Genomic DNA, 22,836 nt, shown 5'->3' on the forward strand with positions numbered 1-22,836 from the left:
ATGGCCGCGGGCCGCGACAATGCTTGGGTGTCGGCGCGCCTCCGTGCCGCGCGGCGCACGCGCTCGTTCTCGTTGACGGGCGCAGCTCTGAACGAACACAACGATGGGCGAGGGGTACGCATGACGGACACCGGCCAGGTCCCTGGCGAGGGGCTGCCGGAGAACGCAGGCATGGTCGAGCAGCCGGGCATCCCCGCACCGGGCGCGTACACCTTCCTGGACCCCTCCGGCCCCCCTCCCGGGCAGCTCCCCGAGGACGACGACATGCTGCTGATGCCGGGCGCCCAGGGCGCCTGGAGCGAGCACCCCCCGGGCACCGCGCCCGCCCCGCCGATCGCCGTCCCCGCCCCGCAGGCCGCCGCGGCCCCGCTGGGCGACCCGCTGACCGGCCCCCTGCCGGACCCCCTCACCGGCCCGCTCCCGGAGGGCCCGGTCCTCGCCGACCAGCTCACCGCCCCGGCCGGCGCCACCCCGCCGCAGGGCGTGCCCGCGGCCCCCTTCGGCACTCCGGCGCACGGCGTCCCCGCCGCCCCGCAGGAGCCCGCCACCGCCCACGGCTACGAGCCCGGCATCCTCGACACCGGCGCCCACGAGGCCGCGGGCCGCGACACCGGCTCCGTCGACCTCGGAGGCGTCCGCGTCGGCCCGCAGGGCTCGCCCGCCGGCCCCTCGCGCCGCCCGCTCCACATGGGGCCGCCCGTCCCCGAGACCGCCACCGGCGGCGTCGTGCGCTCGCTCGCCGACCGGGGCCCGGCCGCGCCCGCGCCCGTCGCGCAGCCGGTCCAGGCGCCCGCCCCCGAGCCCCTGGTGGCCACGGCCCCCGCGCCCGTGCCCGTACGGAACCCGGGACCGCCCACCACCGGGCCCGAGTACTTCGACATCGCCCAGGACCAGCAGACGGCCCCGCAGGGCGCCGAGCCGTGGGCCGCGCAGCCCCAGGAGCCCCTGGCGCCCGCCGAGGCCCCCGCAGAAACGGTCGTCCCGCAGAGCGGGCAGTTCGTGCAGGTCGAGGGCTCCCTCCCGACCGCCGCGCAGCCGGCCCCGACCCCGCCCGCGGGCACCGAGATCGTCGTTCCCGAGGACCCCGGGGCCGTCGCCCCCGCGGAGACCGCGGACGCCGTCGCGCCCGCCGCCCCGGCCCCGGTCCCCGGCGCCGTCGTCCCCGCACCGCGCGAGGGCGAGCCCGCCGGACAGCCGCAGGCCGAGCCGGTCGAGCCGGTCGAGCCGGTGGCCCCCGAGGCCGTCGTGCCGCTGGAGACCCCGCCCGCCGGGACCCCCGTGCCCGTGGCCGGGCAGCCCGCCGAAGCCCCGGAGCCGGAGACCCCGGCCACCGAGGCCCCGGCCGCCGAGGTCCCGGAGCAGCCGGCCGAGGAGCCGGTGGCCGAGGCGCCGGTGGCGGAGGCCGAGGAGCCCGTCGCGCCCGCCGACGTCCCGGCGGAGCCCGTACCGGCCGAGCCCGTGGCCGAGGCCCCGGTGGCCGAGCCCGCGACGGAGACCCCCGCCCCCGTCGCCGAGCAGGCCGCGCAGATCGCGGAGCAGGCCGACCAGGCCGTCGAGCAGGCCCCGGAACAGTCCGCCGGGCAGTCCGCCGAGCCCGTCCCGGCCGAGGAGCCCGTCGCCGAGGCGCCCGCGCCCGCCGTGACGGAAGCTCTCACCGTGACGGAAGCCCCCGCCGAGGCGGCGGCCGAAGCCGTGGTCGAGACCGAGCCCCAGGCCGAGCCCGTGGCCGAACCCGTGGCCGTCGTCGAGCCCGCCGCGGAGCCCGCCGTCACCCCCGAACCCACCGCCGACTCCGCTCCCGAGCCCGTCCCCGCCGAAGCCTTCGCCGACGCCGCCTCCGAGGTGCCCGCGGAGGCCCCCGTCGTGGCGGTGGCCGAGGAGATCCCGGTCGTCGCGGAGGACGCCCCCGAGGAGGCCCCCGCGGCCGCCCCCGCGCCGGAGGCGGCGGAGGCGCCGGCCGCCGAGGAGGGCGACGCCGCCGAGGAGCGGGCCGAGCCCCGCCCCGCCGCCCCCGGCTACGACGACGCCGAGCGCGAGGCCGTGCTCCGCGTGATGCGCGAGCGCCGCGACATCCGCAACGGCTTCCGCTCCGACCCGATCCCGCACGAGGTGCTGCTCCGCGTCCTGGAGGCCGCCCACACGGCCCCCAGCGTCGGCCACTCGCAGCCCTGGGACTTCGTGGTCATCCGCTCCGCCGAGACCCGGCAGGCCATGCACGAGCTGGCCCAGCGGCAGCGCGAGGCGTACGCCCAGTCGCTGCCGAAGGCCCGCGCGAAGCAGTTCAAGGAACTGAAGATCGAGGCCATCCTCGACACCCCGGTCAACATCGTGGTGACCGCCGACCCCACCCGGGGCGGCCGGCACACCCTGGGCCGCTACACGCAGCCGCAGATGGCCCCGTACTCCTCGGCCCTCGCCGTCGAGAACCTGTGGCTCGCCGCCCGCGCCGAGGGCCTCGGCGTCGGCTGGGTCAGCTTCTTCGACGAGCGCGAGATGGTCCGCGAGCTCGGCCTCCCCGAGCACCTGGAGGTCGTCGCGTACCTCTGCGTCGGCTACGTCGACGAGTTCCCGGACGAGCCCGAGCTGATGCAGGCCGGGTGGTCCAAGCGCCGCCCGCTCGCCTGGGTCGTCCACGAGGAGACGTACGGCCGCCGCGCCCTGCCCGGCGAGGAGCCGCACGACCTGCTCCAGGAGACCGTCGCCGCCATCCGCCCCCTCGACGCCAAGGCGCTCGGTGAGGCGTGGGAGCGGCAGAAGCGGATGACCAAGCCGGCCGGCGCGCTCGGCATGCTGGAGATCATCTCCGCGCAGCTCTGCGGCCTCTCCCGGGCCTGCCCGCCGCCGATCCCGGAGCCCGCCGCCGTCGCGATCTTCGCCGGCGACCACGGCGTGCACGCCCAGGGCGTCACCCCCTGGCCGCAGGAGGTCACCGGCCAGATGGTGGCCAACTTCCTCGGCGGGGGAGCGGTCTGCAACGCCTTCGCCAACCAGGTCGGCGCCGAGGTTTGCGTCGTCGACGTGGGCGTCGCCACCGAGCTGCCCGCCACCCCGGGGCTGCTGCCCCGCAAGGTGCGCGCCGGTTCCGGCGACTTCACCACCGGCCTCGCCATGACCCGCGAGGAGACCGCCGCCGCGATCGAGGTCGGCATCGAGACCGCCCGCGACCTGGTCGCGGCCGGGAACAAGGCGCTCCTGACCGGCGAGATGGGCATCGCGAACACCACCGCGTCCGCCGCCCTCATCTCCGTCTTCACCGGCGTCGACCCGGCCGAGGTCACCGGCCGCGGCACCGGCATCAACGACGAGACCCACGCCCGCAAGGTCGACGTGGTCCGCCGCGCCCTCGACCTGCACAAGCCGGACCCGCAGGACCCGATCGGCGTCCTGTCGCAGATCGGCGGTCTGGAGCACGCCGCCCTCGTCGGCTTCATCCTGGGCGCCGCCTCGCTGCGCACCCCGGTGATCCTCGACGGCGTCTCCACCGGCGCGGCCGCCCTGGTCGCCCGCGCCATCGCCCCCGAGTCGCTGGCCGCCTGCATCGCGGGCCACCGCAGCGCCGAGCCCGGCCACGTGGCCGCGCTCAACAAGCTGGGCCTGCGCCCCCTGGTCGACCTGGACCTCCGCCTCGGCGAGGGCACCGGCGCCCTGCTGGCCCTCCCGCTGGTGCAGAGCGCGGCCCGCGCGATGCACGAGGTCGCGACCTTCGACTCGGCGGGCGTCACCGAGAAGTAGTCCGTACGGCCCCGGTGCCGCCGGCTCCCCGCGACGGGGGCGGCGGGCCCGGGGCCGCCGCATGCCCCGTCCCGAGGGACGAGGGTCACAAGGTGCCCCCGCCACGTCACCGATATCGTGGGCACCGGGCGGAAACCCCGCCCACCAGCCGCTTCACCGCCGCAGCGGCCCCCCGGGGCCCGCCCGACCGTTCCCGTCGGGTCCGGCCCGCCCGGCCCGCGCGCTCGCCGCACGGCAGGACCGCCCGAGTAGCCCCGCTACGCGGGCGCCTCCGCCGCGCGCCGATCGCACGCGCCGAACGCCCCGGCCTGATCCGACGCGCATGGTCGGACAGGCCCCAGCCCCGTCCGAGGAGCCGCCCGCACATGGCCCAGCACGTCGAGCCCGCCGAGCACCCCGCCTACCCCGTCGGCCTCCGCCTCGCCGGCCGGCGCGTCGTCGTCCTCGGCGGCGGCACGGTCGCCCAGCGCCGGCTGCCCGCCCTCATCGCCGCCGGTGCCGACCTCACCCTGATCTCCCCCTCGGCGACCCCCTCCGTGGAGGCGATGGCCGAGGCCGGCGAGATCACGTGGATCCGCCGCCGCTACGAGGACGGGGACCTGGCCGACGCCTGGTACGCGCTCGTCGCCACCACCGACCCGGCCGCCAACGCCGCCGCCTCCGCCGAGGCCGAGCGCTCCCGCGTCTGGTGCGTCCGCTCCGACGACGCCGAGGCCGCCACCGCCTGGACCCCGGCCACCGGCCGCGGCGACGGCGTCACCGTCGCCGTCCTCACCGGCCACGACCCGCGCCGCTCGGCGGCCGTCCGGGACGCGATCCTGGAGGGCCTGCGCGACGGCTCCCTCGCCGCGCCCGCCCAGCGCGCCCGCACCCCCTTCGTCGCCCTCGTCGGCGGCGGCCCCGGCGACCCCGACCTCATCACGGTCCGCGGCCGCCGGCTGCTCGCCGAGGCCGACGTCGTCATCGCCGACCGGCTAGGCCCCCGCGACCTCCTGGACGAGCTGCCCCCGCACGTCGAGGTGATCGACGCGGCGAAGATCCCGTACGGCCGCTTCATGGCCCAGGAGGCCATCAACAACGCGCTGATCGAGCACGCCAAGGCGGGGAAGTCCGTCGTCCGCCTCAAGGGCGGCGACCCCTTCGTCTTCGGCCGGGGCATGGAGGAGGCGCAGGCGCTCGCCACCGAGGGCATCGCCTGCACCGTCGTGCCCGGCATCTCCAGCTCCATCTCGGTCCCCGGCGCCGCCGGCATCCCGGTCACCCACCGGGGCGTCGCCCACGAGTTCACCGTGGTCAGCGGCCACGTCGGCCCCGACGACCCGCGCTCGCTCGTCGACTGGGCCTCGCTCGCCAAGCTCACCGGCACCCTGGTGATCCTCATGGGCGTCGACAAGATAGGGAAGATCGCCGAGGCGCTCGTCGCCCACGGCAAGGCCCCCGACACCCCGCTCGCCCTGGTCCAGGAGGGCACCACCGCGGCCCAGCGCCGGGTGGACGCCACCCTCGCCACCGTCGCCGACGTGGTGAAGGCCGAGGAGGTCCGCCCGCCGGCCGTCATCGTCATCGGCCCGGTCGTCGGGGAGGGCCCCGACAAGCTCACCCGCTGACGCCCCGCATCCCCCCGCGCGCCGGGACGGGAGGCCGTCGCCGACCGTCCCGCGCATTGGCACCACACCCCGGACAAGGCAGTATCACCCCGTGGCCGAAATCATCACGATCACCGACGCCGACGACCCCCGCCTCCACGACTACACCGGTCTGACCGACGTCGAGCTGCGTCGCCGGCGCGAGCCCGCCGAGGGCCTGTTCATCGCGGAGGGCGAGAAGGTCATCCGCCGCGCCAAGCAGGCCGGTTACGAGATGCGGTCGATGCTGCTCTCCGCCAAGTGGGTCGACGTCATGCGCGACGTCATCGACGAGGTCCCCGCCCCGGTGTACGCGATCCAGCCCGACCTCGCCGAGCGCGTCACGGGCTACCACGTGCACCGCGGCGCCCTCGCCTCCATGCAGCGCAAGCCGCTGCCGGAGCCCGCCGAACTCCTCGCGGGCGCCCGCCGGGTGGCCGTCATGGAGGCGGTCAACGACCACACCAACATCGGCGCCATCTTCCGCAGCGCCGCCGCCCTCGGCATGGACGCCGTCCTGCTCTCCCCGGACTGCGCCGACCCGCTCTACCGCCGCTCGGTGAAGGTCTCCATGGGCGCCGTCTTCTCCGTCCCGTACGCCCGCCTGGACACCTGGCCGCGCGGCCTGGAGGCGGTGCGGGAGGCGGGCTTCAAGCTCCTCGCCCTCACCCCCGCCGAGAAGGCGACCACCATGGACGAGGCCGCCCCGCACCGGCTCGACCGGGTGGCCCTGATGCTCGGCGCGGAGGGCGACGGCCTCTCCACCCAGGCGCTGCGCGCCGCCGACGAGTGGGTCCGCATCCCGATGGCCCACGGCGTCGACTCGCTCAACGTGGGCGCGGCGGCGGCCGTCGCCTTCTACGCCGTGACGGCGGGCCGCCCCGAGGCGTGACCCCGCCCGACCCGTGCGGGAGGGCCCCCGGTACGTGCGTACCGGGGGCCCTCCCGCACGGGCTCAGCCCTGGAGGGCCTGGGCGGCGGCGATGCCCAGCGCGACCACCAGCGTCACCACCACGAAGACGATGAGCCGCTGGCGCAGCAGCCGGGGGTTGGCCGGGCGCCGGCCGGTGGAGGTGGTCCGCACCCCCGGGCGGGTCCCGGGCCGCGACTGCGGGTTGCGGGAGCCGCCGCCGGTACGGGCGGGCGCCGAGGGCCGCGAGGACGGTCCGGGCCCGCGCCGCTGGGCGCCCGCGCGCTCCGGCTCCCGGCCCGGGGCGTCCCGCTCCGTGTACCGCTCGGTCGGCCGCAGCGTGCCGCGCTCCTCCGTCCGCTCGCGCGGGGCCGGCGGCCGGGCGGACGGCAGCCCCTGCGCCTCGCGGGCCGCGATCTCCTTGAGCCGCATCGACAGCTGGAGGGTGCTGGGCCGGTCCTCCGGGTCCTTCGCCAGACAGGCCCGGACCAGCGGCGCCAGCGCGTCCGGCACTCCCTGGAGCTGTGCTTCCTCGTGCACCACGCGGTACAGCATGACCTCGGAACTGCCGTGCCCGAAGGGGGAGTCGCCCATCGAGGCGTACGCGAGGGTGGCGCCGAGCGAGAAGACGTCGGTCGCGGGGGTGACGGCCGCGCCCCGCACCTGCTCGGGCGCGAGGAAGCCGGGGGAGCCGACCGCCGTGCCGACGTGGGTCAGGGTGCTGGCGCCGGTGGCCCAGGCGATCCCGAAGTCGATGATGCGGGGGCCCTTGGGGGAGAGCAGGATGTTCGACGGCTTCAGGTCGCGGTGCACGACCCCGGCCTCGTGGACGGCGACCAGGCCCTCCGACAGGGCGGCGCCGATCGAGGCCACGTCGGCGGCCCGCAGCGGCCCCTCCTCGGCGACCCGGTCGTGCAGCGAGGGGCCGGGCACGTACTGGGTGGCGAACCAGGGGCGCTCGGCGTCCAGATCGGCCGCGACGAGCCGGGCGGTGCAGCCGCCCCGGATCCGCCGGGCCGCCGACACCTCGCGGGCGAAGCGGGAGCGGAACTCCTGGTCCTCGGCCAGGTCCGGCCGGATCACCTTCAGCGCCACCCGCTGGCCGCGCCGGTCGGAGCCGAGGTACACGACTCCCATCCCGCCGGCGCCCAGCCTGCGGTGGAGCCGGAACGCCCCGACGATCCGCGGGTCCTCGCGCCGGAGCCGCATCATCGCCATGGTCCGTCCCCTCGTCCGTTCGACGTGGCACAGCTTACGTAGTACCGCCCCCGCGCGCTCATAGGCCGCGCCCTCCCCCCGGCATCGATTGTGAGTGCTGAGGGGGACGAAACCCCCGCACCCTCCCGGAACCCCCCGTCAACACCCCTTGTCGATCACCCCACTTGACGCCCCCGCGCGACAACTCCCGTGACCCCGCGCCCGCCCCGGTCCGCCCCCGCCACCGGCTCCCGCCCGGAAGTGACCCATGTCACCCTTTCCGTCGCCCCTTTTCGCCCCTTTCCGCCGTCCTTCTCCCCGCCTTCCCCTCCCTCTTGCGCCCTCCCTCCCCGACTCCTCCCCGAACCCCCGTCCGCACCCGGTCCGAACCCCTGCCCGAACCCCTCGGGGAAGACCCCCATCCCCGCGCCCCCGTCTCCACCCAGGGGAGTACGCCGGGGGGACCGGCGTCATCCTCCCGTAGGCCCGAAAGCCGGTACGCGGGCATGACGCCCCGGCCCTCCGGGATCCCTAGTGTTGAGGTCATGCGGTGGGCGCGACTCTCGTCCCCCGAGGAACACGCGCCCACCGCACCGAGAACCGGCAAGACACAGCAACGACAGGAGAGGACCATGGCCCACACGGCGCACCGGTCGATCCCCCGCCCCGCGGGGCGCCGCCACCCCCTGGTGGCCACCGCCATGGTCCTTCCTCTCGCGGCCCTGCTCGTGGTCGTCTTCGGCGGCTGGGAAGCGGTGGTCACACAGGCGTCGTCCGTGGGCGTGATGCTGGGGCGCTGAGCGGCGCCCCGGACCCGGGAGAGCGGCCCGGGTCGGGACATCGGCCGACAGCCCCGTGGGGACGGGGGTGCGGCGGACGACAGCGCAGGGGCCGGTCGGCCGGGGAGCCGACCGGCCCCTCCGCGCGTCCGCCCCCGCCTCCCCGCGGGAACCGGCCGCGCCCGCCGCGTACGCTCGCCGGATGGAGCTCAAGGGGACCGGGGCCCGGGACGGGGCCCCTCAGGAGCCGGCGGACGGCGTGCTCGGGGCGCTCGCGGAGACCGCCCGGCGGGCCGTGCACGGCGGGGAGGCCTGCCGGTGCGGGCCCGGCGCGGTCGGGGTGCTGGCGGACCGGGAGGACGGGGCGGTGGTGCGCCACGGCGGGCTCGTCGCCAAGGCGCACGCCGCCGGGACCGAGGCGGGGGCGCACGCGGCCCGGGTCGGGCTCGCCGCCCGCCCGGAGCTGGCCGGCGTCCTGCTGCCGCCCGTGCCGGGACCCCGCCCGGCGGACGCCGGGGACCGCCCGGTGACGCTCTGGCCGTACGGGACGCCGGTCGACCCGGACGACCCGGACGCCGCCCCGTGGGAGGCGGCGGCCCGCCTCCTCGCCCTGCTGCACCGCACGCCGCCGCCGGCCGGCCCGCTGCCCGCGATGCGCGCCCCGGAGAAGGCGGCCCTGGCCGTCGGACGGATGCTGCGCGCCGCGCCGGACCATCCGGCGGCGGCCACCGTCCTCGCGGCCTGGCGGACCGTGGAGGGGGCCGGGAGCGGCCGTGCGGAGCTGTGCCACGGCGACTTCCACCTCGGCCAGCTCGTCCGGGACTTCCGCGGCGACTGGCGGCTCATCGACGTCGACGACGCCGGTCTCGGCGACCCCGCCTGGGACCTGGCCCGCCCCGCCGCCTGGTTCGCCGCCGGGCTGCTGCCCGGGGACGTGTGGGCGCGGTTCCTCGGCGCGTACGAGGAGGCGGGCGGCCCGGCGGCCGGTGCGGACCCCTGGGCGCGGCTCGATCTGCCGGCCCGGGCGCTGACCGTGCAGACGGCGGCCCTGGCGGTGGCCAAGTCCACGGCGGAGCGGCGCGGGCTCGACGAGGTCGAGGACGTGATGATCGACACCTGCGCCCGGATCGCGTCCGCCCGAACCGCTCCGGCCCCCGCCGCGTCCCCATAGGGTGAGGCCATCATTCGAACGGCAAGCGCAGGGAGTTGAGCCGAGCATGCAGTGTCCCAAGTGTCATGCGGCGATGCACACGTACAACCGCAACGGCGTCCAGATCGAGCAGTGCAGCGGCTGCCGCGGCATCTTCCTGGACTACGGGGAGCTGGAGGCCCTGACCCGCCTGGAGTCCCAGTGGCAGGCCCCGCCGGCCCCGCCGGCCGCCTACCCGGCGCAGCCCGCCCCGGCCGCTCCCGCCTGGGGCGCCCCGCACGGCGGTCACCACGGCCACCACCGTTCGCGCGGCTTCGGCCGGATGCTCTTCTCCTCCTGAGCCTCCGCGGTCCCGCTCCGGCCCGGCTCCGCGACGGCGGCGCCGGGCCGTCGGCGTCCCCCTCCCGCGAGCGGATCCGGCCGCACCCGGTCCGGCCCGGCGCGCCTGAGCACGACGAAGCCCCCGGCGCGAGCTGCGGCCGGGGGCTTCGTCCTTCTGTGCGCGATACTGGGATTGAACCAGTGACCTCTTCCGTGTCAGGGAAGCGCTCTCCCGCTGAGCTAATCGCGCGGGACGCACCCGAAGGTGCGGGAGATGTGGTGCGCGATACTGGGATTGAACCAGTGACCTCTTCCGTGTCAGGGAAGCGCTCTCCCGCTGAGCTAATCGCGCGGGACGCACCCGAAGGTGCGGGGGACGTGGTGCGCGATACTGGGATTGAACCAGTGACCTCTTCCGTGTCAGGGAAGCGCTCTCCCGCTGAGCTAATCGCGCGGGGGATCCGGGGATCCAGGACCCGAAGGCCCAGTGGACGATACTGGGATTGAACCAGTGACCTCTTCCGTGTCAGGGAAGCGCTCTCCCGCTGAGCTAATCGTCCTTGGAGGTGGAGACGGGATTTGAACCCGTGTAGACGGCTTTGCAGGCCGTTGCCTCGCCTCTCGGCCACTCCACCAGGAGTGAATACGGGGGTTCGGGAAGATCCCCCACATCGAGCGGACGACGAGATTCGAACTCGCGACCCTCACCTTGGCAAGGTGATGCTCTACCAACTGAGCCACGTCCGCTTGTCGGTTCCGTTCCGCTTGCGCGTCCCGGCGACGTGTTGAACTCTAGCGGATTCCCGGGCCAGTACAAAAACGCGTTTCCGCAGCGTGCTGACCTGCACGCCCTTCGTGGCGCCCGGCCGCGCCCACGGAGGGTTCGAACGCCGTTCACCCACCGTGTCCCCCGGGGAGGGGGACGGAGGGAGGGGAGGGGCGGCGGGGGTCCCGCCCCCGGGCGCCCGGTGCCCGCGCCCGGGCCGACCTAGACTCGATCCGTGTACGACCTTGCTCCCCTGGCCCGCTTCGGCGGCCTCGTCGCGACCGACCTCCGGGACGTCACCCACGATCCCGAGGCGCTGGACTCCGCAGGCTTCTGGGCCGTCTGCGCCGACTTCGAGGGCCGGCTGACCTGTGCCCGCTTCGGAGACGTCCGCAGGGCGCCGGTGCCCCCCGCCGTCCCCGGCGCCTGGACCGGTCCCGGCCCCGGCGACTGGACCTCCTCGCTCGACCGCGCCGCGTACACCGCGGGCGTGCGGGCGGTGCGCGCCCACATCGCGCGCGGCGAGGTCTACCAGGCGAACCTCTGCCGGGTGATGAGCGCGCCGCTGCCCGACCCGGACGGTGCCGACGTCGACGCGCTGACCGCGCTGCTCGCGGCCGGCAACCCCGCCCCGTACGCCGGAACGATCCGGCTGCCCGCCCACGGCGTCGAGATCGCCACCGCCTCGCCCGAGCTCTACCTCCGGCGCGAGGGCGCCCGGGTCTCCTCCGGTCCCATCAAGGGCACCGGCCGGACCGCCGGCGACCTGCTGCCCAAGGACCACGCCGAGAACGTGATGATCGTGGACCTGGTCCGCAACGACCTCGGCCGCGTCTGCGAGACCGGTTCCGTCGCCGTCCCCGCCCTCTGCGAGCTGGAGGAGCACCCGGGCCTCGTCCACCTCGTCTCCACCGTCAGCGGGGTGCTGCGCGAGGACGCCGGCTGGCCCGAGCTGCTCGCCGCCACCTTCCCGCCCGGCTCCGTCACCGGCGCCCCCAAGTCCAGCGCCCTGCGGATCATCGAGGCGCTGGAGACCGCGCCCCGGGGCCCGTACTGCGGGGGCGTCGGCTGGGTGGACGCCGACAGCGGCCACGGCGAGCTGGCCGTCGGCATCCGCACCTTCTGGATCGACCGCCCCCACGGCCTGCTCCGCTTCGGCACCGGCGCCGGGATCACCTGGGGTTCCGACCCCGAGCGGGAGTGGGAGGAGACCGAGCTGAAGGCGGCCCGGCTGGTCGCGATAGCGTCGGGCGTCTACGAGTCGGGCGCCCCGGACACGGACGTTCCTGGGGCGAGCGGAAAGGCCATCTCTCGATGAAACTGTGGGTCAACGGCGGGCTGTACGACGAGGAGGCCGCCCGGGTCTCGGTCCTGGACCACGGACTGACCGTCGGCGACGGCATCTTCGAGACGGTCAAGGCCGAACGCGGAGAAACGTTTGCTCTCACCCTCCACCTGGAGCGGCTGACCCGGTCCGCCCGCGGCCTCGGCCTGCCCGACCCGGACCTCGACGAGGTCCGCAGGGCCTGCGCCGCCGTCCTGGAGGCCAACCCGGTGGAGCTCGGCCGGCTCCGCATCACCTACACCGGCGGCCTCGCCCCGCTCGGCTCGGAGCGCGGCGACGCGGGCCCCGGCCTCGTCGTCGCCGTCGGCGCGACCTCCCGCCGCCCCGACACCACCGCCGTGGTCACCGTCCCCTGGACCCGCAACGAACGCGGCGCCCTCACGGGCCTGAAGACCACCTCGTACGCGGAGAACGTCGTCGCCCTCGCCCGGGCGAAGGCGGACGGCGCCACCGAGGCCCTCTTCGGCAACACCGTCGGCCGGCTCTGCGAGGGCACCGGCTCCAACGTCTTCGTCGTGCTCGACGGCAGGATCCACACCCCGCCCGTCTCCTCCGGCTGCCTCGCCGGCATCACGCGCGCGCTGGCCGCCGAGTGGACCGGCGCCGTCGAGACCGACCTGCCCCTGGAGGTGCTGGAGACCGCCGAGGAGGTCTTCCTCACCTCCACCCTGCGGGACGTCCAGGCCGTCCACAGGGTGGACGGCCGCCGGCTCTCCGCCGAGCCCGGTCCGGTCACCGCCAAGGCCATGCGGATCTTCGAGGAGCGGGCCGCCGCCGACCGGGACCCGAAGCTCGGATAAAACCGGATGACGGGGACCGCCCCGGTGGGTAGAACACCCGTGATGACCACCACCCTGCGGCCGACCGAGCCGCTCCAGCACTCCGCCGACGGCGGCCGTTCGCGCGCCTACGACATCTGCGTGAACAGCCGCCGGGTCGGCTCCGTCCGCGTCGCCACCGATCCCCACTTCGGGGCCGCCTCGGGACTGATCGAGGACCTCCGGGTCGACGAACCGGACCGGGGCAGGGGCCGGGGCACGGTCGCGGCGCTCGCCGCCGAGGAGGTGCTGCGCGGCTGGGGCTGCACGGACGTGAAGATATCGGTCCCCGAGGGGGCGGCCGCCGCCCTCGCGCTGGCCCGCGCGCTCGGCTACACCGAGCGCAGCCGCAACATGCTGAAGGAACTCGCGGACGAGCCGTCCGCGCCGGAGCCCGGCGTGGAGGTGCGGCCGATGACCGACGAGGAGTTCGCGGCCTGGGAGACCCGCGCCAGGGACGCCTTCGCGCAGAGCTGGATCGACCGGGGCGTCCCCGAGGACCAGGCCCGCGCCAAGGCCGAGGCCAGCCACCGCGAACTGCTGCCCCTGGGACTCGCCAGCCCCGGCGCGGCCCTCCACGTCGCCGTCGTCGGCGGCGAGGTCGTCGGCCACGTCTGGACCGGCGTGCGGACCCTGGAGCCGGGCGTGAGCGCGGGATACGTGTACGACGTCGAGGTCGTTGCGGCGCAGCGCGGCAAGGGGTACGGCCGGACGCTGATGCGGCTCGCCGAGCGCGTGACGCGGGAGGCCGGGGAGACCCTGCTCGGACTGCACGTCTTCGCGGGCAACACCCCGGCGATCCGGCTGTACGAGTCGCTGGGCTACCGGACCACCCACGTCAACAGCTCCAAGCCGCTGCTCTGAACCCCGCGGGGCCCGGGGCGGAGGGTCAGCCGGCCAGCAGGCGGTCGGCGATCTCCTCGATCCGGGCGCGCAGGCCCTCCTGGCTCTGGCCGCCGTCGAGGCGCTCCCCGCCGATCACGTAGGTCGGGGTGCCGGTGACCTTGAGGGCCTGGCCCTCGGCCTGGTCGGCGTCGACCGTGAGCAGGTGCCGGCCGTCGATCAGGGCCGTGTCGAACTCCTCGGCGTCCAGGCCGAGTCCGGCCGCCACCTCCATGAGCACCGGCTCGCCCCGGTCCGCCAGGTCGGCGGTCCGGGCCAGCAGCGCCTCCGCGTAGGCCCACCCCCGCCCCTGGTCGGCCGCCTCCTCGGCCGCCTGGGCGGCGGCGTAGGCGTGCTTGTTCTTGGCCAGGGGGAAGTGGCGCAGCTGTACGTCGATCCGGTCGCCGTACTTCTCGCGCAGCGCGTGGACGTCGTCGAGGGCCTGGAAGCAGTCCGGGCACTGGAGGTCGAACCAGGCCTCCAGGACGACGGGGGAGGAGGGTGCGGTGGTGTCGGTCATGACGGGCAGTCTTCCAGCCGGTCCGCCCCGGGCCCCAATCGGCACCGGGTCGGGGCCGGGCCGGGGCGCGTCGCCGCCGGACCGGGGGCGGACCGGTGCCGATCGGCGCCCGGGGCGGGACCTGAGGAGGAGATCCCGTGGGGGCCGACCCGGAGATCTCCCTGAGACCGGGCCGTGGGCGTGGCCCCCGGCGGGCGGCGCGGTGCAGGATGGAAGGGACGCATCACCCGGACCTGGAGGACCGCATGCTCGCCGAGACCATCTTCTCCGCGGTGTCCGCGGCGGGCCTGGGCATCGCCGCGATCACGGCGTACCGGAAGAAGTACCTGTCCGCGGCCCGGATCGCCGGCTGGTCGCTCGTCCCGCTGGGTCTGGTGATGACCGGTGCCGTCGAGTGGGCCTTCGACACCGTCTTCAGCCCGGTCGCCTGGGCGGGCTTCGGCGTGCTCGGCGCGGCCTGGCTGCTCCTGCTGACGACCCGGGGGGTCGAGCGGCGGCGCGGCGGCCGGAAGGCGGCCGGCGGCGGGGCGGAGCCCGCGGCGGTCGCGCCCGGGGCGTCCACGCCGTCCCGGCAGGCCCTGGGCCGGCCCGCCGCGGCCCCGGCGTCCAGAGGCGCGGACGCCGAGGACTTCAGCGACATCGAGGCGATTCTGAAGAAGCACGGAATCTGACCGCTTCTGGCCGATGCCTGCCGGGCCTCGACCGGGCGGTGATCCGGAGATCCACGGGAAGGGATGAACCCTCCCCGGGAGGGGCGCTTTCGGGGCTTCCGGGGGCGCGCGGTGCGCGATCATCCCCCCGAGATGCTGGATACCTCGCGGGAACCCGTCCCCGCCTCCGCCGAGCCCGCCCCCGCCGCCGATCCTCCGGGCGAGGAACCGAGGGGCTGTCTCTTCGCGCTGTCGCAGCCGCCGCTGATGATCTTCCTGACGGTGATCGGCGCCCTGCTCCTGGCGGCGGCCCTGCACGACCTCTACGTGCTGTGAGGCGCGGGCTCAGCCCGCGGCCTCCTTGCGGCGGGCCCGGTAGGCGGCCACGTGCAGGCGGTTGCCGCAGGTGCGGCTGTCGCAGTAGCGGCGGGAGCGGTTGCGGGAGAGGTCGACGAAGGCCCGGCCGCAGTCCGGCGCCTCGCAGCGGCGCAGCCGTTCGCGCTCGCCCGAGACGACGATGAAGGCGAGCGCCATCCCGCAGTCGGCGGCCAGGTGGTCGGCGACCGAGGCGCCCGGCGCGAAGTAGTGGACGTGCCAGTCGTAGCCGTCGTGGTCGGTGAGCTGCGGGGTGGTGCCCGCGGCGGCCACCAGCTGGTTGATCAGCGGCGCCGCGATCCGCGCGTCGGGGGCGGAGAAGACCGCGGCGAAGCGGTCGCGCACCTCGCGGACCGCCCGCAGGTCCTCGGCATCCAGGTCGCCCACGCCGCTGATCCGGTGCTCGCGCACGAAGACGCCCAGCGCGTCGAGGTCCGTGAGGGTGTCCTCGCGGTCGCCCTGCGCGGCCGTGTTCATCAGATCGACGACGGTGTCGAGGGCGATCCGGGTGTCGTGGGGGATGAGCACGCTTCGCTCCCTGGCCGGCCGCGGGCGGCGCCCGCGGATTGCCGACGACTCTAGCGCGCCCCGGAAAAGCGCGACGGCGCCCCGCACCGCGCCGGCTGCGCGGTGGGGGCGCCGGAGGTCGTGCCGTGCGTGCCCGCGCGGCGCCGTCTCCCCGAGTCGGACGGCGCCGTGCGGCCCATGGCCTGGCTCAGCTGTCGGCCAGGATGTGGGAGAGCTCGGTATCGAGGTCGAAGTGCCGGTGCTCGGTGCCCGGTGGCACCGCGGCGTCGGTCCTCTTCAGGAACGACTCCAGGGCCCGCGCGGGGGCCTCGAGCAGGGCCTCGCCCTCGGGCGAGCTCAACGCGATGCAGACGACGCCCTGGCCATGACTACGAGACGGCCAGACCCGGACGTCGCCCGTGCCGGTGGGCCGGTGCAGCCCCTCGGCGAGAAGGTCGCGGGCGAAGACCCACTCGACCGTCTCCTCGGCTCCGGTGTGGAAGGTGGCGTGCACGGCGTACGGATCCGCCGTGTCATACCGCAGGCCCGCGGGTACAGGCAGTGAGGACTCGCTCGACACAACGAGGCGCAGGTGCAGCTCGCAGCTCACCACGGTGTTCATAAGCGCCAGGGCCTTTCGCTCAGTGTGCGCTCGGGGATTCGCACGTCGGCGAAATCGACATGCCACCTCCGGTGCCGTTGTAAACCCCTCTGTCGGTTTTGTGATCGTTCAGGTAGCTCGGACGGCGGTATGTAACTTTGGGTAATACCGCCATACCGGTGGGGCTGGTGAGTCGGGTAAATTGACCCCATGAATGCGGAGAGTGACGAGCGCGCCCCCGGGTCCCAGCCCGCGGAGCAGGCCGAACTGGGATCCCGAGCACCTGAGTTCATCAAGTCCCGCCGGGGCCTCCACCTGAGCTGGCAGGTCGGCGTCTTCATCGTGGGGCTCGCCGTGATCGTGGCGGGCATCCTCATGCTGGTCTTCCCCGGACCCGGCTGGCTCGTCATCTTCGGCGGCATGGCGATCTGGGCGACCGAGTTCGTCTGGGCGCAGATCGTGCTCCGCTGGACCAAGCGCAAGGTCACCGAGGCGGCCCAGCGCGCCCTCGATCCCAAGGTCCGCCGCCGCAACATCACCCTCACCGTCATCGGCCTGGTGATCATCGCGGCCCTGCTGGGCTGGTACCTGTGGAAGTTCGGCCTCGTCATGCCCTGGAAGATCGAGGAGTGATCGCCGGGTGGTTCGAAGGCCCCGCTGACATGCGGTAATGTTTGCGGTGCGCCGGGGCGATTAGCTCAGCGGGAGAGCACTTCGTTCACACCGAAGGGGTCACTGGTTCGATCCCAGTATCGCCCACCACCCGGCCCGAGGGCCCGGAGACGACCACCGTCTCCGGGCCCTCGGCACGTCCCGGCCCTCCGGCTCATCCCATCCGGGCCAGCCGCTCCCGCAGCGCCCGCGCCTCCCGCAGCCGCCGCTCGTACGTGGCCCCCACGGCGAGCAGCAGCAGCCCCGCGGCCGCCGGCGGCAGCCAGCGCGGCAGCGCGCCGACCAGCTGCACCACGTACGGCGCCAGCTCGTGCACCCCCACCAGGACGAGCGCCACCCCGCCCAGGACCAGCGGCGCCTGGAGCCGGAACCGCGCCCCGAGCAGCGTCACCGCCAGCGCCCCCGCCCCCAGGAGCAGCGGACGCACCCAGGCCGGGTCCGACCAGACCGCCACCAGCCCCGGCAGCAGCGTGATCCCCAGCCCCGGCCCGTACGCGGCCCAGGACGAGACCGCCGGGTCCCGGCGCCGCCGCAGCACCCCCACCACCAGCGCGGGCACCGTCACCGGCAGCGTGTACGCCTCCGGCACCGCCACCCCCCAGACCGCGAGCCGCACCCAGGCCGCCCCCAGGAACAGCGCCGCCGCGAGCCAGGACGCCGCCCGCCGCTCCGGCCGCAGCGCCGTCGCCGCCGCGACCACCCCGGCCAGCGCCAGCGCCAGGGCGAGCACCGCGGGCCTCGGTACCGTCAGGACCAGTGCCACGAGTCCCACCGCGCCCCCCGTCGCCTCGGCCGCCGCCGACCGCACCCGGGTCGCCAGGGCGGCCGTCCCCGCGGGCACCAGGAGCAGCAGCAGCCCGGCCGTCGACGGGGCGAGCCCCGCCGCCGCGCCCCCCGCGCCCACCAGCCCCGCCGCCACGAGCACCGCCGCCCCGGCCGCCGCCCCGCGCACCGCTCCGGCCCCCAGCACGGCCGCCGCCGCGAACAGCCCGAACGACACGCCCGACACCGCGAAGGTCGCTCCCCGCGCGTCCAGCGCGAGCAGCGCCGCCGAAGCCGCCGCGGCCGCCCCGGCCGCGAACCCCGTCCACGCCGTCAGGACGCCCGGGGCCGGGGGAGCCGCCGCGACCCCGGCCGTCCAGGACGCCCCCCACGCGCCCTCCGGCCGGGCCGGGACCTCCGCCGGGGCCTCCGGTGCGGACTCCGGCAGGCCGCGGGCCGGTGCGCCGGACCGCACCGCGACCGCGAGCGCCCCGGCCGCGGCCACCAGCCGGACCGCGAGCCCCGCCGCGTACGACAGCTCCAGGACCACCGGCAGCGCCATCAGGAACGCCCACCCGAGGACCAGTGCGCCCCACCGGCCCCACGGCCGGCCCGTCGCCCCGGCCGCCACGGCGCCGAGCAGCAGCACCAGGGCCGCCGTCGCGGGATACCCGCCGAGCGGCGGCGCCGCGTGCGCCCCGGACCAGACGCCCGTGCTCCGGTCCGCGGGACCCAGCAGCCCGCCGAGCACCGGCGGCAGCGCCCACAGGACCCCGAGCGCCGCGACCGAGCCCCCGGCGAGCCCGAGACCGGCCCGTACCGGAGCGGGGATCCACGCCGCGCGGACCGGCCGCCACAGCGCCGCGAGCGCCAGACCGCAGACCGTGTACACCGGCACCGCCCACTCCCCGGGCAGCGCGGCCCGCGCCGGACCGGCCACCGCCCCCACCGCCGCCAGACCGGCCACCACCGCGAGCACCGGCGCCGCCGGACGGGCCGCCCGCGCCGCGTACAGGCCCAGCGCGGCGCAGCCGAGCAGCAGCGGGGCACCCGACCACGGCTCCGTCAGCGAGAGCCGGCCACCGGTCAGCAGCGCCCAGGACCCCAGGACGCCCGCCGACGCCCCCGCCGTGATCCGGACGGGGAGCCCCGCCGGACGCCCGAGCAGCAGCAGGTCGCCCGCCACCGTCACCAGCACCGCCCACGCCACGGCCGCCGGACCGCCCCCGGCGGCCGCCGCGCCCAGCGGCAGCGGGAGCTGCGCCGCCGCCACCGCCGCCGGGAGGGGCACCCGCAGCCGGGGCAGCAGCCCGCCGTACCCGGCCCACGCCCCCGCCAGGACCGCCGAGGCCCCCGCCGCGTACCCCGCCCCGTCCGTCCCCGGCAGCGCCACCCGGTGCAGGGCGTACGCGTCCAGGACCGTCAGGACGAGCCCCAGCGCCCCCAGTGCCTCCGCCGTCGACGCCAGCCCCCGGCGCAGCAGCACCGCCGGCGCGGCCAGCGCCGCCGACGTCACCGCCAGCAGCACCGCCGAACGCCCCGCGATCCCCATCGAGCCCCAGCTCACCAGCGTGAAGGCGAGCGCCGCGATCGCCAGCAGCGTCCCGCCCAGCGTCAGCAGCACGTTCTGCGCACCGCGCGGAGAGGTCTCCGGCGGGGCCGCGACGCCCCCGAACGGCGCCGCGGGACGCGCCGCGGGCGCGTACAGCACGCCCAGCAGCCACACCCGCCGGGCCAGCAACTCGGCCCGGCGCGCGTCGAGTCGGGTCAGCTCGGCGTCGATGCGCCGCAACTCCTCGACCGGGGGCAGGTTCGTGTCCATGACCGGAGTGTCGCGCCGCGCCCCGGCACGCGGAATGCGCGCTGCTACTCAGATCCGGGCCGAGTACCCACACTGGTCCCATGGACTGGTGCCGGTACCGCTTCCGCAGCGTCTGGCGGCTCGCCGCCCCGCCCGACCAGGTCTACGCCGTCCTGGCCCGCGCCGAGGACTACCCCCTCTGGTGGCCCCAGGTCCGCGCCGTCGTCCCCCGCACCCCCACCGCGGGCACCGCCCGCTTCCGCTCCGTCCTCCCGTACGACATCGAGGTCACCGCCCGCGCCCTGCGCGGCGACCCGGCCGCCCGCGTCCTGGAGGTCCGGCTCGACGGCGACCTGGAGGGCTGGGCCCGCTGGACCCTCGCCGCCGACGGCCCCGGCACCCGCGTCCTGTACGAGCAGGAGGTCGAGGTCCGGGCCCGGCTGCTGCGGCTCCTCGCCGTCCCCGGCCGGCCCTTCTTCCGCGCCAACCACGCCCTGATGATGCGCGGCGGCCGACGGGGGCTCGCGGCCCACCTGCGACGAGTTTGAACCCGGGGCCCGGAGCCCTGTATGGTTCAACCCGTTCCCGGGCGATTAGCTCAGCGGGAGAGCACTTCGTTCACACCGAAGGGGTCACTGGTTCGATCCCAGTATCGCCCACCGGGAGAGGCCGGTCCGTCACCACGACGGACCGGCCTCAGCCGTTTCACCCGGCCTTCACGCCGCCTTCCGCAGCTCCGGCCGGAGCGGCCACGCCGGATCCACCAGCTCCGGGGTCCCCTGCCGCGTGAACCACGCCTGGAGCCCCCGCGCCTGCGCCGCGTGCCACACCGCCTGGAGGGTGTGCAGCTCGGCCGGCGTCAGCCGTTCGAGCCGGGACGCGAACCGCCGCCCCACGGCCCGCACCACCTCCAGCGCCGCCGTGGCGTCCGCCGCCGCGTCGTGCGCCCCCGCCAGCTCCACCTCGTAGTGCGCGCACAGGTCCGTCAGCGTCCGGCGGCCCTTGCGGTACCGGTCCAGATGCTTGTCCAGGACCCGCGGATCGAGCACGCACAGCGCCGTGTGCTCCAGGTACCGGCCCAGCGTCGAGGCCCGGTGCCGCCGCAACTCCCGGTCCAGGATGGTGAGGTCGAACGGCGCGTTCATCACCACCAGCGGCCGGCCGGCCGCGTTCTGCTCCGCCAGGGCGCGCCCCAGCTCCTCCATCACGGGCGACGGCCACCGCCCGTTCCGCTGGAGGTGGTCGTCCGTCAGCCCGTGGACCGCCGTGGCCCCTTCCGGCACCGGTATCCCCGGATTGACCAGCCACCGGCTCACCCGGGGACGCGCCCCGGCCGCGTCCTGGACGACGAGCGCGGCGGACACGATCCGGTCCTCCTCGACGTCCACTCCGGTGGTCTCCGTGTCGAAAGCGGCCAGGGGCCCTTCGTACCAGTTCGTCGTCATACCCGAACTCCTCGCACGCGCGCGGCAGATGGCCAACCCCCTGCCCCGAAGCGGTGATACCCGCACTGTTTGCGCCGTACGCGGACCGGTGACAACAGGAAGGACGGGGAAGGACGTTCACATGGCGCTCGCCACGCCCGAGTCGGGAGGGCTGCCGCCCCAGCGGGCGGCCCCGACGCGCGGCTCACTCGCCACCACCGCCTGCATGGAGACCCTCCAGGTGGGATACCTGCACGCCGTCGCCGCGGCGGCCGGCTGCTCGCTCGGGCAGCCCTTCCCGGACAACGGCGTCGACTGGCACGTGAGCCACGGCTCGCCCGGACACACCGTCGACGACGAGGTCACCATCAAGGTGCAGCTCAAGTGCACCTACCAACTGCCCGCCCACCCGCAGGGGAGCACCTTCCCCTTCACCCTCGACAACGACCACCTGGTGAAACTGGCCCGGACCCCCGTGGCCGTGCACAAGATCCTGGTCGTGATGATCGTCCCCAGGGAACCGGAGGACTGGCTGAGGGCGAGCCACGACCGGCTCGACCTCCGGCACTGCTGCTACTGGATGAACCTGGCCGGGCACCCGGTCACCGGACGCCGCCGGACCACCGTCCGCGTCCCCACGACACGGATCTTCGACGACCGGGCGCTCTGCGAGATCATGACCCGGGTCGGCCGGGGAGGGAGACCCTGATGCACCGACCGATCGACGAGTCCGGACACGGTACGGGGGAGGGGCGCGGCCCCGCCCCCGTACCGCCCCACCGGCCCCACCCGACGGGCCCCGGCGACCTCACCGACGCCCGGCACGCCCCGGGCGACGGCGTGCCCGACCCCGGACGGGTGGACCCGCGCGTCCTCGGCGCCCTCCTCGCCCGCCACGGCTGGCGGCGCAGGGGCGGCGCGGCGGGCCGGTACGGGCGGTGGACGCCGCCCGGCGGCGGGCCGGGGAGCGGCGGCACCAGCCTCCTCGTCCCCGACAGCCTCGCCTTCCCGGACAGCGAGGAACTGATCGGCGAGGCGCTCACCGCCCTCGCCCGCAGCGCCACCCCCGCCGCCCGCGAGGTCCTCACCGGCCTCGCCGTCCCCAGCGACGAGATCCGCTGGTGGCGCGAGGTGCCCCCCGGCCCGGCCGGCACCGTCCCCTGGCCCGTGCAGGAACAACTCCGCTCCGCCGCCCGCAGGATCCTCCTCGCCGGCGCCCTCGCCGTGCGCGGCCGGGCCGGCTACCACGGCTCCCGGCACCGCGCCGCCGCCCTGGCCGCCCTCGAACCCGTCGTGGTCGCCACCGACCCCGGGGGCCGCGCCCTCACCGCCTTCCTGCCGCTCCCGCCCGGCCGCCCCGTCGCCGTCCGCCTCCACCACGCCCTGCACGCCGCCCGCGAGGCCGTCGACTACCAGCGCGCCACCGGCGGCATGGACGCCTTCGACTCCGCCGTCGGGGCCGGCGTCAGCCGCGAACTCACCGAGGCCCTCGTCGCCCTCGTCCGCGGCACGGAGGGCGTCCGGATCGCCCTCGCCTGGGCCCCGGCCGCCGGGACCCCCGAGGGCTGCGCCGCCCGGCCCGAGCCCGTCGAGTTCTCGCCCGGCGACCTGCCCGCCCTGCGCGAGGCGAGCGCCCGCTACCTCACCGGCGAGCCCTCCCTCCCGGTCCGGATCACCGGCGCCGTCGTCCGGCTGCGCCGCTCCGGGCCGCGCGGCGAGGGCACGGTCAAGCTCCGCGTGCTCGGCGGCGCGGAGGTCGGCCACGTCCGGGTCGTCCTCGACGAGGAGGCGTACCGCACGGCCGGCCACGCCCACCTCGTCGGCCTCCCCATCCGGGTCGCCGGCCGGCTGGAGAGCCGCGGCGGCTTCCGGCGCCTCACCGACCCCTCCGGAGTGGTTCCGGTGCAGGTCGACGAGGCGGAGCGGGACCGGCTGATGAAATCCATGCACGAGAACCTCGATTTCTTCGAGGAGGCGTGCGGGCCGGGAGAATAACGGC

21 protein-coding genes and 8 tRNA genes are annotated in these 22,836 nt (G+C 76.1%); 17 read left to right on the plus strand and 12 right to left on the minus strand.

Going from position 1 to position 22,836, the window contains the following annotated elements; all coding sequences use genetic code 11:
* The first annotated feature begins 120 nt into the window (after nucleotides 1–120).
* From cobT to IE326_RS31730, 3 genes are all read left to right on the plus strand, one after another.
* Nucleotides 121–3,732: a nicotinate-nucleotide--dimethylbenzimidazole phosphoribosyltransferase gene (gene cobT / locus IE326_RS31720; RefSeq protein WP_190043982.1), complete on the plus strand. Its 3,612-nt coding sequence runs from the start codon at nucleotides 121–123 to the stop codon at nucleotides 3,730–3,732.
* A gap of 365 nt (nucleotides 3,733–4,097) precedes the next feature.
* Nucleotides 4,098–5,339 carry a uroporphyrinogen-III C-methyltransferase gene (cobA, locus tag IE326_RS31725; protein WP_190043983.1) on the plus strand — a complete coding sequence of 414 codons (1,242 nt, stop codon included), beginning with the start codon at nucleotides 4,098–4,100 and terminating at the stop codon, nucleotides 5,337–5,339.
* A 91-nt stretch (nucleotides 5,340–5,430) separates the two neighbouring features.
* The gene (locus IE326_RS31730) at nucleotides 5,431–6,249 is read left to right on the plus strand and encodes a TrmH family RNA methyltransferase (RefSeq protein WP_150227298.1); all 819 of its coding nucleotides are present in this window, start codon (nucleotides 5,431–5,433) and stop codon (nucleotides 6,247–6,249) included.
* A 63-nt stretch (nucleotides 6,250–6,312) separates the two neighbouring features.
* Here IE326_RS31730 and IE326_RS31735 read toward each other — a convergent pair whose 3' ends face one another.
* A complete protein-coding gene (locus IE326_RS31735) occupies nucleotides 6,313–7,485 on the minus strand; it encodes a serine/threonine-protein kinase (RefSeq protein WP_150227297.1) in 1,173 nt (390 codons plus the stop codon).
* A 611-nt stretch (nucleotides 7,486–8,096) separates the two neighbouring features.
* Here IE326_RS31735 and IE326_RS31740 point away from each other — a divergent pair.
* The 3 genes from IE326_RS31740 (at nucleotide 8,097) to IE326_RS31750 (ending at nucleotide 9,733) form a co-directional block, all read left to right on the plus strand.
* Nucleotides 8,097–8,264 (plus strand): hypothetical protein, encoded by a 168-nt coding sequence (locus IE326_RS31740; protein ID WP_170313791.1) that lies wholly within the window; start codon nucleotides 8,097–8,099, stop codon nucleotides 8,262–8,264.
* A gap of 181 nt (nucleotides 8,265–8,445) precedes the next feature.
* On the plus strand, nucleotides 8,446–9,414 hold the full coding sequence (locus IE326_RS31745; RefSeq protein ID WP_190043984.1) for a phosphotransferase family protein: 969 nt from the start codon (nucleotides 8,446–8,448) through the stop codon (nucleotides 9,412–9,414).
* Nucleotides 9,415–9,460: 46 nt separating this feature from the next.
* Nucleotides 9,461–9,733, plus strand: a complete 273-nt coding sequence (locus IE326_RS31750; RefSeq protein WP_030745356.1) for a TFIIB-type zinc ribbon-containing protein — start codon at nucleotides 9,461–9,463, stop codon at nucleotides 9,731–9,733.
* A 159-nt stretch (nucleotides 9,734–9,892) separates the two neighbouring features.
* On the opposite strand, the gene IE326_RS31755 is transcribed toward IE326_RS31750, so the two are convergent.
* The 6 genes from IE326_RS31755 to IE326_RS31780 form a co-directional block, all read right to left on the minus strand.
* A tRNA-Val gene (locus tag IE326_RS31755) sits at nucleotides 9,893–9,964 on the minus strand.
* Between the two features lie 27 nt (nucleotides 9,965–9,991).
* Nucleotides 9,992–10,066: transfer RNA gene (locus tag IE326_RS31760), tRNA-Val, on the minus strand.
* 27 nt (nucleotides 10,067–10,093) lie between these two features.
* Nucleotides 10,094–10,168: transfer RNA gene (locus IE326_RS31765), tRNA-Val, on the minus strand.
* A 34-nt stretch (nucleotides 10,169–10,202) separates the two neighbouring features.
* Nucleotides 10,203–10,274 (minus strand) — tRNA-Val (locus IE326_RS31770).
* A 1-nt stretch (nucleotide 10,275) separates the two neighbouring features.
* Nucleotides 10,276–10,349 (minus strand) — tRNA-Cys (locus IE326_RS31775).
* 39 nt (nucleotides 10,350–10,388) lie between these two features.
* Nucleotides 10,389–10,461: transfer RNA gene (locus IE326_RS31780), tRNA-Gly, on the minus strand.
* 254 nt (nucleotides 10,462–10,715) lie between these two features.
* On the opposite strand from IE326_RS31780, the gene IE326_RS31785 reads away from it, so the two are divergent.
* Genes IE326_RS31785 through IE326_RS31795 form a run of 3 tightly spaced genes read left to right on the plus strand, consistent with a single transcriptional unit; the run spans nucleotide 10,716 to nucleotide 13,507 of the window.
* Nucleotides 10,716–11,798, plus strand: coding sequence for a chorismate-binding protein (locus IE326_RS31785; protein WP_190043985.1), 1,083 nt, complete (start codon nucleotides 10,716–10,718; stop codon nucleotides 11,796–11,798).
* The gene (locus tag IE326_RS31790; protein ID WP_150227294.1) at nucleotides 11,795–12,625 is read left to right on the plus strand and encodes an aminotransferase class IV; all 831 of its coding nucleotides are present in this window, start codon (nucleotides 11,795–11,797) and stop codon (nucleotides 12,623–12,625) included. The genes IE326_RS31785 and IE326_RS31790 overlap by 4 nt, the downstream gene beginning before the upstream one ends.
* A 42-nt stretch (nucleotides 12,626–12,667) precedes the next feature.
* Nucleotides 12,668–13,507: a GNAT family N-acetyltransferase gene (locus IE326_RS31795; protein ID WP_190043986.1), complete on the plus strand. Its 840-nt coding sequence runs from the start codon at nucleotides 12,668–12,670 to the stop codon at nucleotides 13,505–13,507.
* Between the two features lie 25 nt (nucleotides 13,508–13,532).
* Here IE326_RS31795 and IE326_RS31800 read toward each other — a convergent pair whose 3' ends face one another.
* On the minus strand, nucleotides 13,533–14,045 hold the full coding sequence (locus IE326_RS31800; RefSeq protein WP_150227292.1) for a DsbA family protein: 513 nt from the start codon (nucleotides 14,043–14,045) through the stop codon (nucleotides 13,533–13,535).
* Nucleotides 14,046–14,254: 209 nt separating this feature from the next.
* On the opposite strand from IE326_RS31800, the gene IE326_RS31805 reads away from it, so the two are divergent.
* Nucleotides 14,255–14,716 carry a hypothetical protein gene (locus tag IE326_RS31805; RefSeq protein WP_373310331.1) on the plus strand — a complete coding sequence of 154 codons (462 nt, stop codon included), beginning with the start codon at nucleotides 14,255–14,257 and terminating at the stop codon, nucleotides 14,714–14,716.
* Nucleotides 14,717–14,848: 132 nt separating this feature from the next.
* Nucleotides 14,849–15,031, plus strand: a complete 183-nt coding sequence (locus tag IE326_RS31810) for a hypothetical protein (RefSeq protein ID WP_150227291.1) — start codon at nucleotides 14,849–14,851, stop codon at nucleotides 15,029–15,031.
* A 9-nt stretch (nucleotides 15,032–15,040) separates the two neighbouring features.
* Here the strand turns inward: IE326_RS31810 and IE326_RS31815 are convergent, their stop codons facing one another.
* Together IE326_RS31815 and IE326_RS31820 are read right to left on the minus strand one after the other, a co-directional pair.
* Nucleotides 15,041–15,598, minus strand: a complete 558-nt coding sequence (locus IE326_RS31815; protein ID WP_030745377.1) for a CGNR zinc finger domain-containing protein — start codon at nucleotides 15,596–15,598, stop codon at nucleotides 15,041–15,043.
* Between the two features lie 187 nt (nucleotides 15,599–15,785).
* A complete protein-coding gene (locus IE326_RS31820) occupies nucleotides 15,786–16,199 on the minus strand; it encodes an SsgA family sporulation/cell division regulator (protein WP_030493555.1) in 414 nt (137 codons plus the stop codon).
* Nucleotides 16,200–16,388: 189 nt separating this feature from the next.
* On the opposite strand from IE326_RS31820, the gene IE326_RS31825 reads away from it, so the two are divergent.
* Both IE326_RS31825 and IE326_RS31830 read left to right on the plus strand, forming a co-directional pair.
* The gene (locus tag IE326_RS31825) at nucleotides 16,389–16,811 is read left to right on the plus strand and encodes a TIGR02611 family protein (protein WP_150227290.1); all 423 of its coding nucleotides are present in this window, start codon (nucleotides 16,389–16,391) and stop codon (nucleotides 16,809–16,811) included.
* A gap of 54 nt (nucleotides 16,812–16,865) precedes the next feature.
* A tRNA-Val gene (locus IE326_RS31830) sits at nucleotides 16,866–16,940 on the plus strand.
* 64 nt (nucleotides 16,941–17,004) lie between these two features.
* Here IE326_RS31830 and IE326_RS31835 read toward each other — a convergent pair.
* Nucleotides 17,005–19,434 carry an SCO7613 C-terminal domain-containing membrane protein gene (locus IE326_RS31835; RefSeq protein ID WP_190043987.1) on the minus strand — a complete coding sequence of 810 codons (2,430 nt, stop codon included), beginning with the start codon at nucleotides 19,432–19,434 and terminating at the stop codon, nucleotides 17,005–17,007.
* Nucleotides 19,435–19,514: 80 nt separating this feature from the next.
* Here IE326_RS31835 and IE326_RS31840 point away from each other — a divergent pair, with 80 nt between their 5' ends.
* Nucleotides 19,515–19,961 carry an SRPBCC family protein gene (locus IE326_RS31840; RefSeq protein WP_190043988.1) on the plus strand — a complete coding sequence of 149 codons (447 nt, stop codon included), beginning with the start codon at nucleotides 19,515–19,517 and terminating at the stop codon, nucleotides 19,959–19,961.
* Between the two features lie 39 nt (nucleotides 19,962–20,000).
* Nucleotides 20,001–20,072 (plus strand) — tRNA-Val (locus tag IE326_RS31845).
* 57 nt (nucleotides 20,073–20,129) lie between these two features.
* Here IE326_RS31845 and IE326_RS31850 read toward each other — a convergent pair.
* On the minus strand, nucleotides 20,130–20,858 hold the full coding sequence (locus IE326_RS31850) for a 3'-5' exonuclease (protein ID WP_150227287.1): 729 nt from the start codon (nucleotides 20,856–20,858) through the stop codon (nucleotides 20,130–20,132).
* Between the two features lie 121 nt (nucleotides 20,859–20,979).
* On the opposite strand from IE326_RS31850, the gene IE326_RS31855 reads away from it, so the two are divergent.
* Together IE326_RS31855 and IE326_RS31860 are read left to right on the plus strand one after the other, a co-directional pair.
* Nucleotides 20,980–21,546 (plus strand): DUF4365 domain-containing protein, encoded by a 567-nt coding sequence (locus IE326_RS31855; protein ID WP_150227286.1) that lies wholly within the window; start codon nucleotides 20,980–20,982, stop codon nucleotides 21,544–21,546.
* Nucleotides 21,546–22,832, plus strand: a complete 1,287-nt coding sequence (locus IE326_RS31860) for a hypothetical protein (RefSeq protein ID WP_190043989.1) — start codon at nucleotides 21,546–21,548, stop codon at nucleotides 22,830–22,832. The genes IE326_RS31855 and IE326_RS31860 overlap by 1 nt, the downstream gene beginning before the upstream one ends.
* Nucleotides 22,833–22,836: the final 4 nt, after the last annotated feature.

Origin of the sequence: Streptomyces filamentosus (genome assembly GCF_014654895.1) — a bacterium.
Classification (GTDB): Bacteria; Actinomycetota; Actinomycetes; order Streptomycetales; family Streptomycetaceae; genus Streptomyces; species Streptomyces filamentosus.

Coding starts and splice junctions, on each gene's coding strand:
- cobT (WP_190043982.1), top strand. CDS start 121: ATGACGGACACCGGCCAGGTCCCTGGCGAGGGGCTGCCGGAGAACGCA.
- cobA (WP_190043983.1), top strand. CDS start 4,098: ATGGCCCAGCACGTCGAGCCCGCCGAGCACCCCGCCTACCCCGTCGGC.
- IE326_RS31735 (WP_150227297.1), bottom strand. CDS start 7,485: ATGGCGATGATGCGGCTCCGGCGCGAGGACCCGCGGATCGTCGGGGCG.
- IE326_RS31740 (WP_170313791.1), top strand. CDS start 8,097: ATGGCCCACACGGCGCACCGGTCGATCCCCCGCCCCGCGGGGCGCCGC.
- IE326_RS31745 (WP_190043984.1), top strand. CDS start 8,446: ATGGAGCTCAAGGGGACCGGGGCCCGGGACGGGGCCCCTCAGGAGCCG.
- IE326_RS31750 (WP_030745356.1), top strand. CDS start 9,461: ATGCAGTGTCCCAAGTGTCATGCGGCGATGCACACGTACAACCGCAAC.
- IE326_RS31790 (WP_150227294.1), top strand. CDS start 11,795: ATGAAACTGTGGGTCAACGGCGGGCTGTACGACGAGGAGGCCGCCCGG.
- IE326_RS31795 (WP_190043986.1), top strand. CDS start 12,668: ATGACCACCACCCTGCGGCCGACCGAGCCGCTCCAGCACTCCGCCGAC.
- IE326_RS31800 (WP_150227292.1), bottom strand. CDS start 14,045: ATGACCGACACCACCGCACCCTCCTCCCCCGTCGTCCTGGAGGCCTGG.
- IE326_RS31805 (WP_373310331.1), top strand. CDS start 14,255: ATGGAAGGGACGCATCACCCGGACCTGGAGGACCGCATGCTCGCCGAG.
- IE326_RS31810 (WP_150227291.1), top strand. CDS start 14,849: ATGCTGGATACCTCGCGGGAACCCGTCCCCGCCTCCGCCGAGCCCGCC.
- IE326_RS31820 (WP_030493555.1), bottom strand. CDS start 16,199: ATGAACACCGTGGTGAGCTGCGAGCTGCACCTGCGCCTCGTTGTGTCG.
- IE326_RS31825 (WP_150227290.1), top strand. CDS start 16,389: ATGAATGCGGAGAGTGACGAGCGCGCCCCCGGGTCCCAGCCCGCGGAG.
- IE326_RS31835 (WP_190043987.1), bottom strand. CDS start 19,434: ATGGACACGAACCTGCCCCCGGTCGAGGAGTTGCGGCGCATCGACGCC.
- IE326_RS31840 (WP_190043988.1), top strand. CDS start 19,515: ATGGACTGGTGCCGGTACCGCTTCCGCAGCGTCTGGCGGCTCGCCGCC.
- IE326_RS31850 (WP_150227287.1), bottom strand. CDS start 20,858: ATGACGACGAACTGGTACGAAGGGCCCCTGGCCGCTTTCGACACGGAG.
- IE326_RS31855 (WP_150227286.1), top strand. CDS start 20,980: ATGGCGCTCGCCACGCCCGAGTCGGGAGGGCTGCCGCCCCAGCGGGCG.
- IE326_RS31860 (WP_190043989.1), top strand. CDS start 21,546: ATGCACCGACCGATCGACGAGTCCGGACACGGTACGGGGGAGGGGCGC.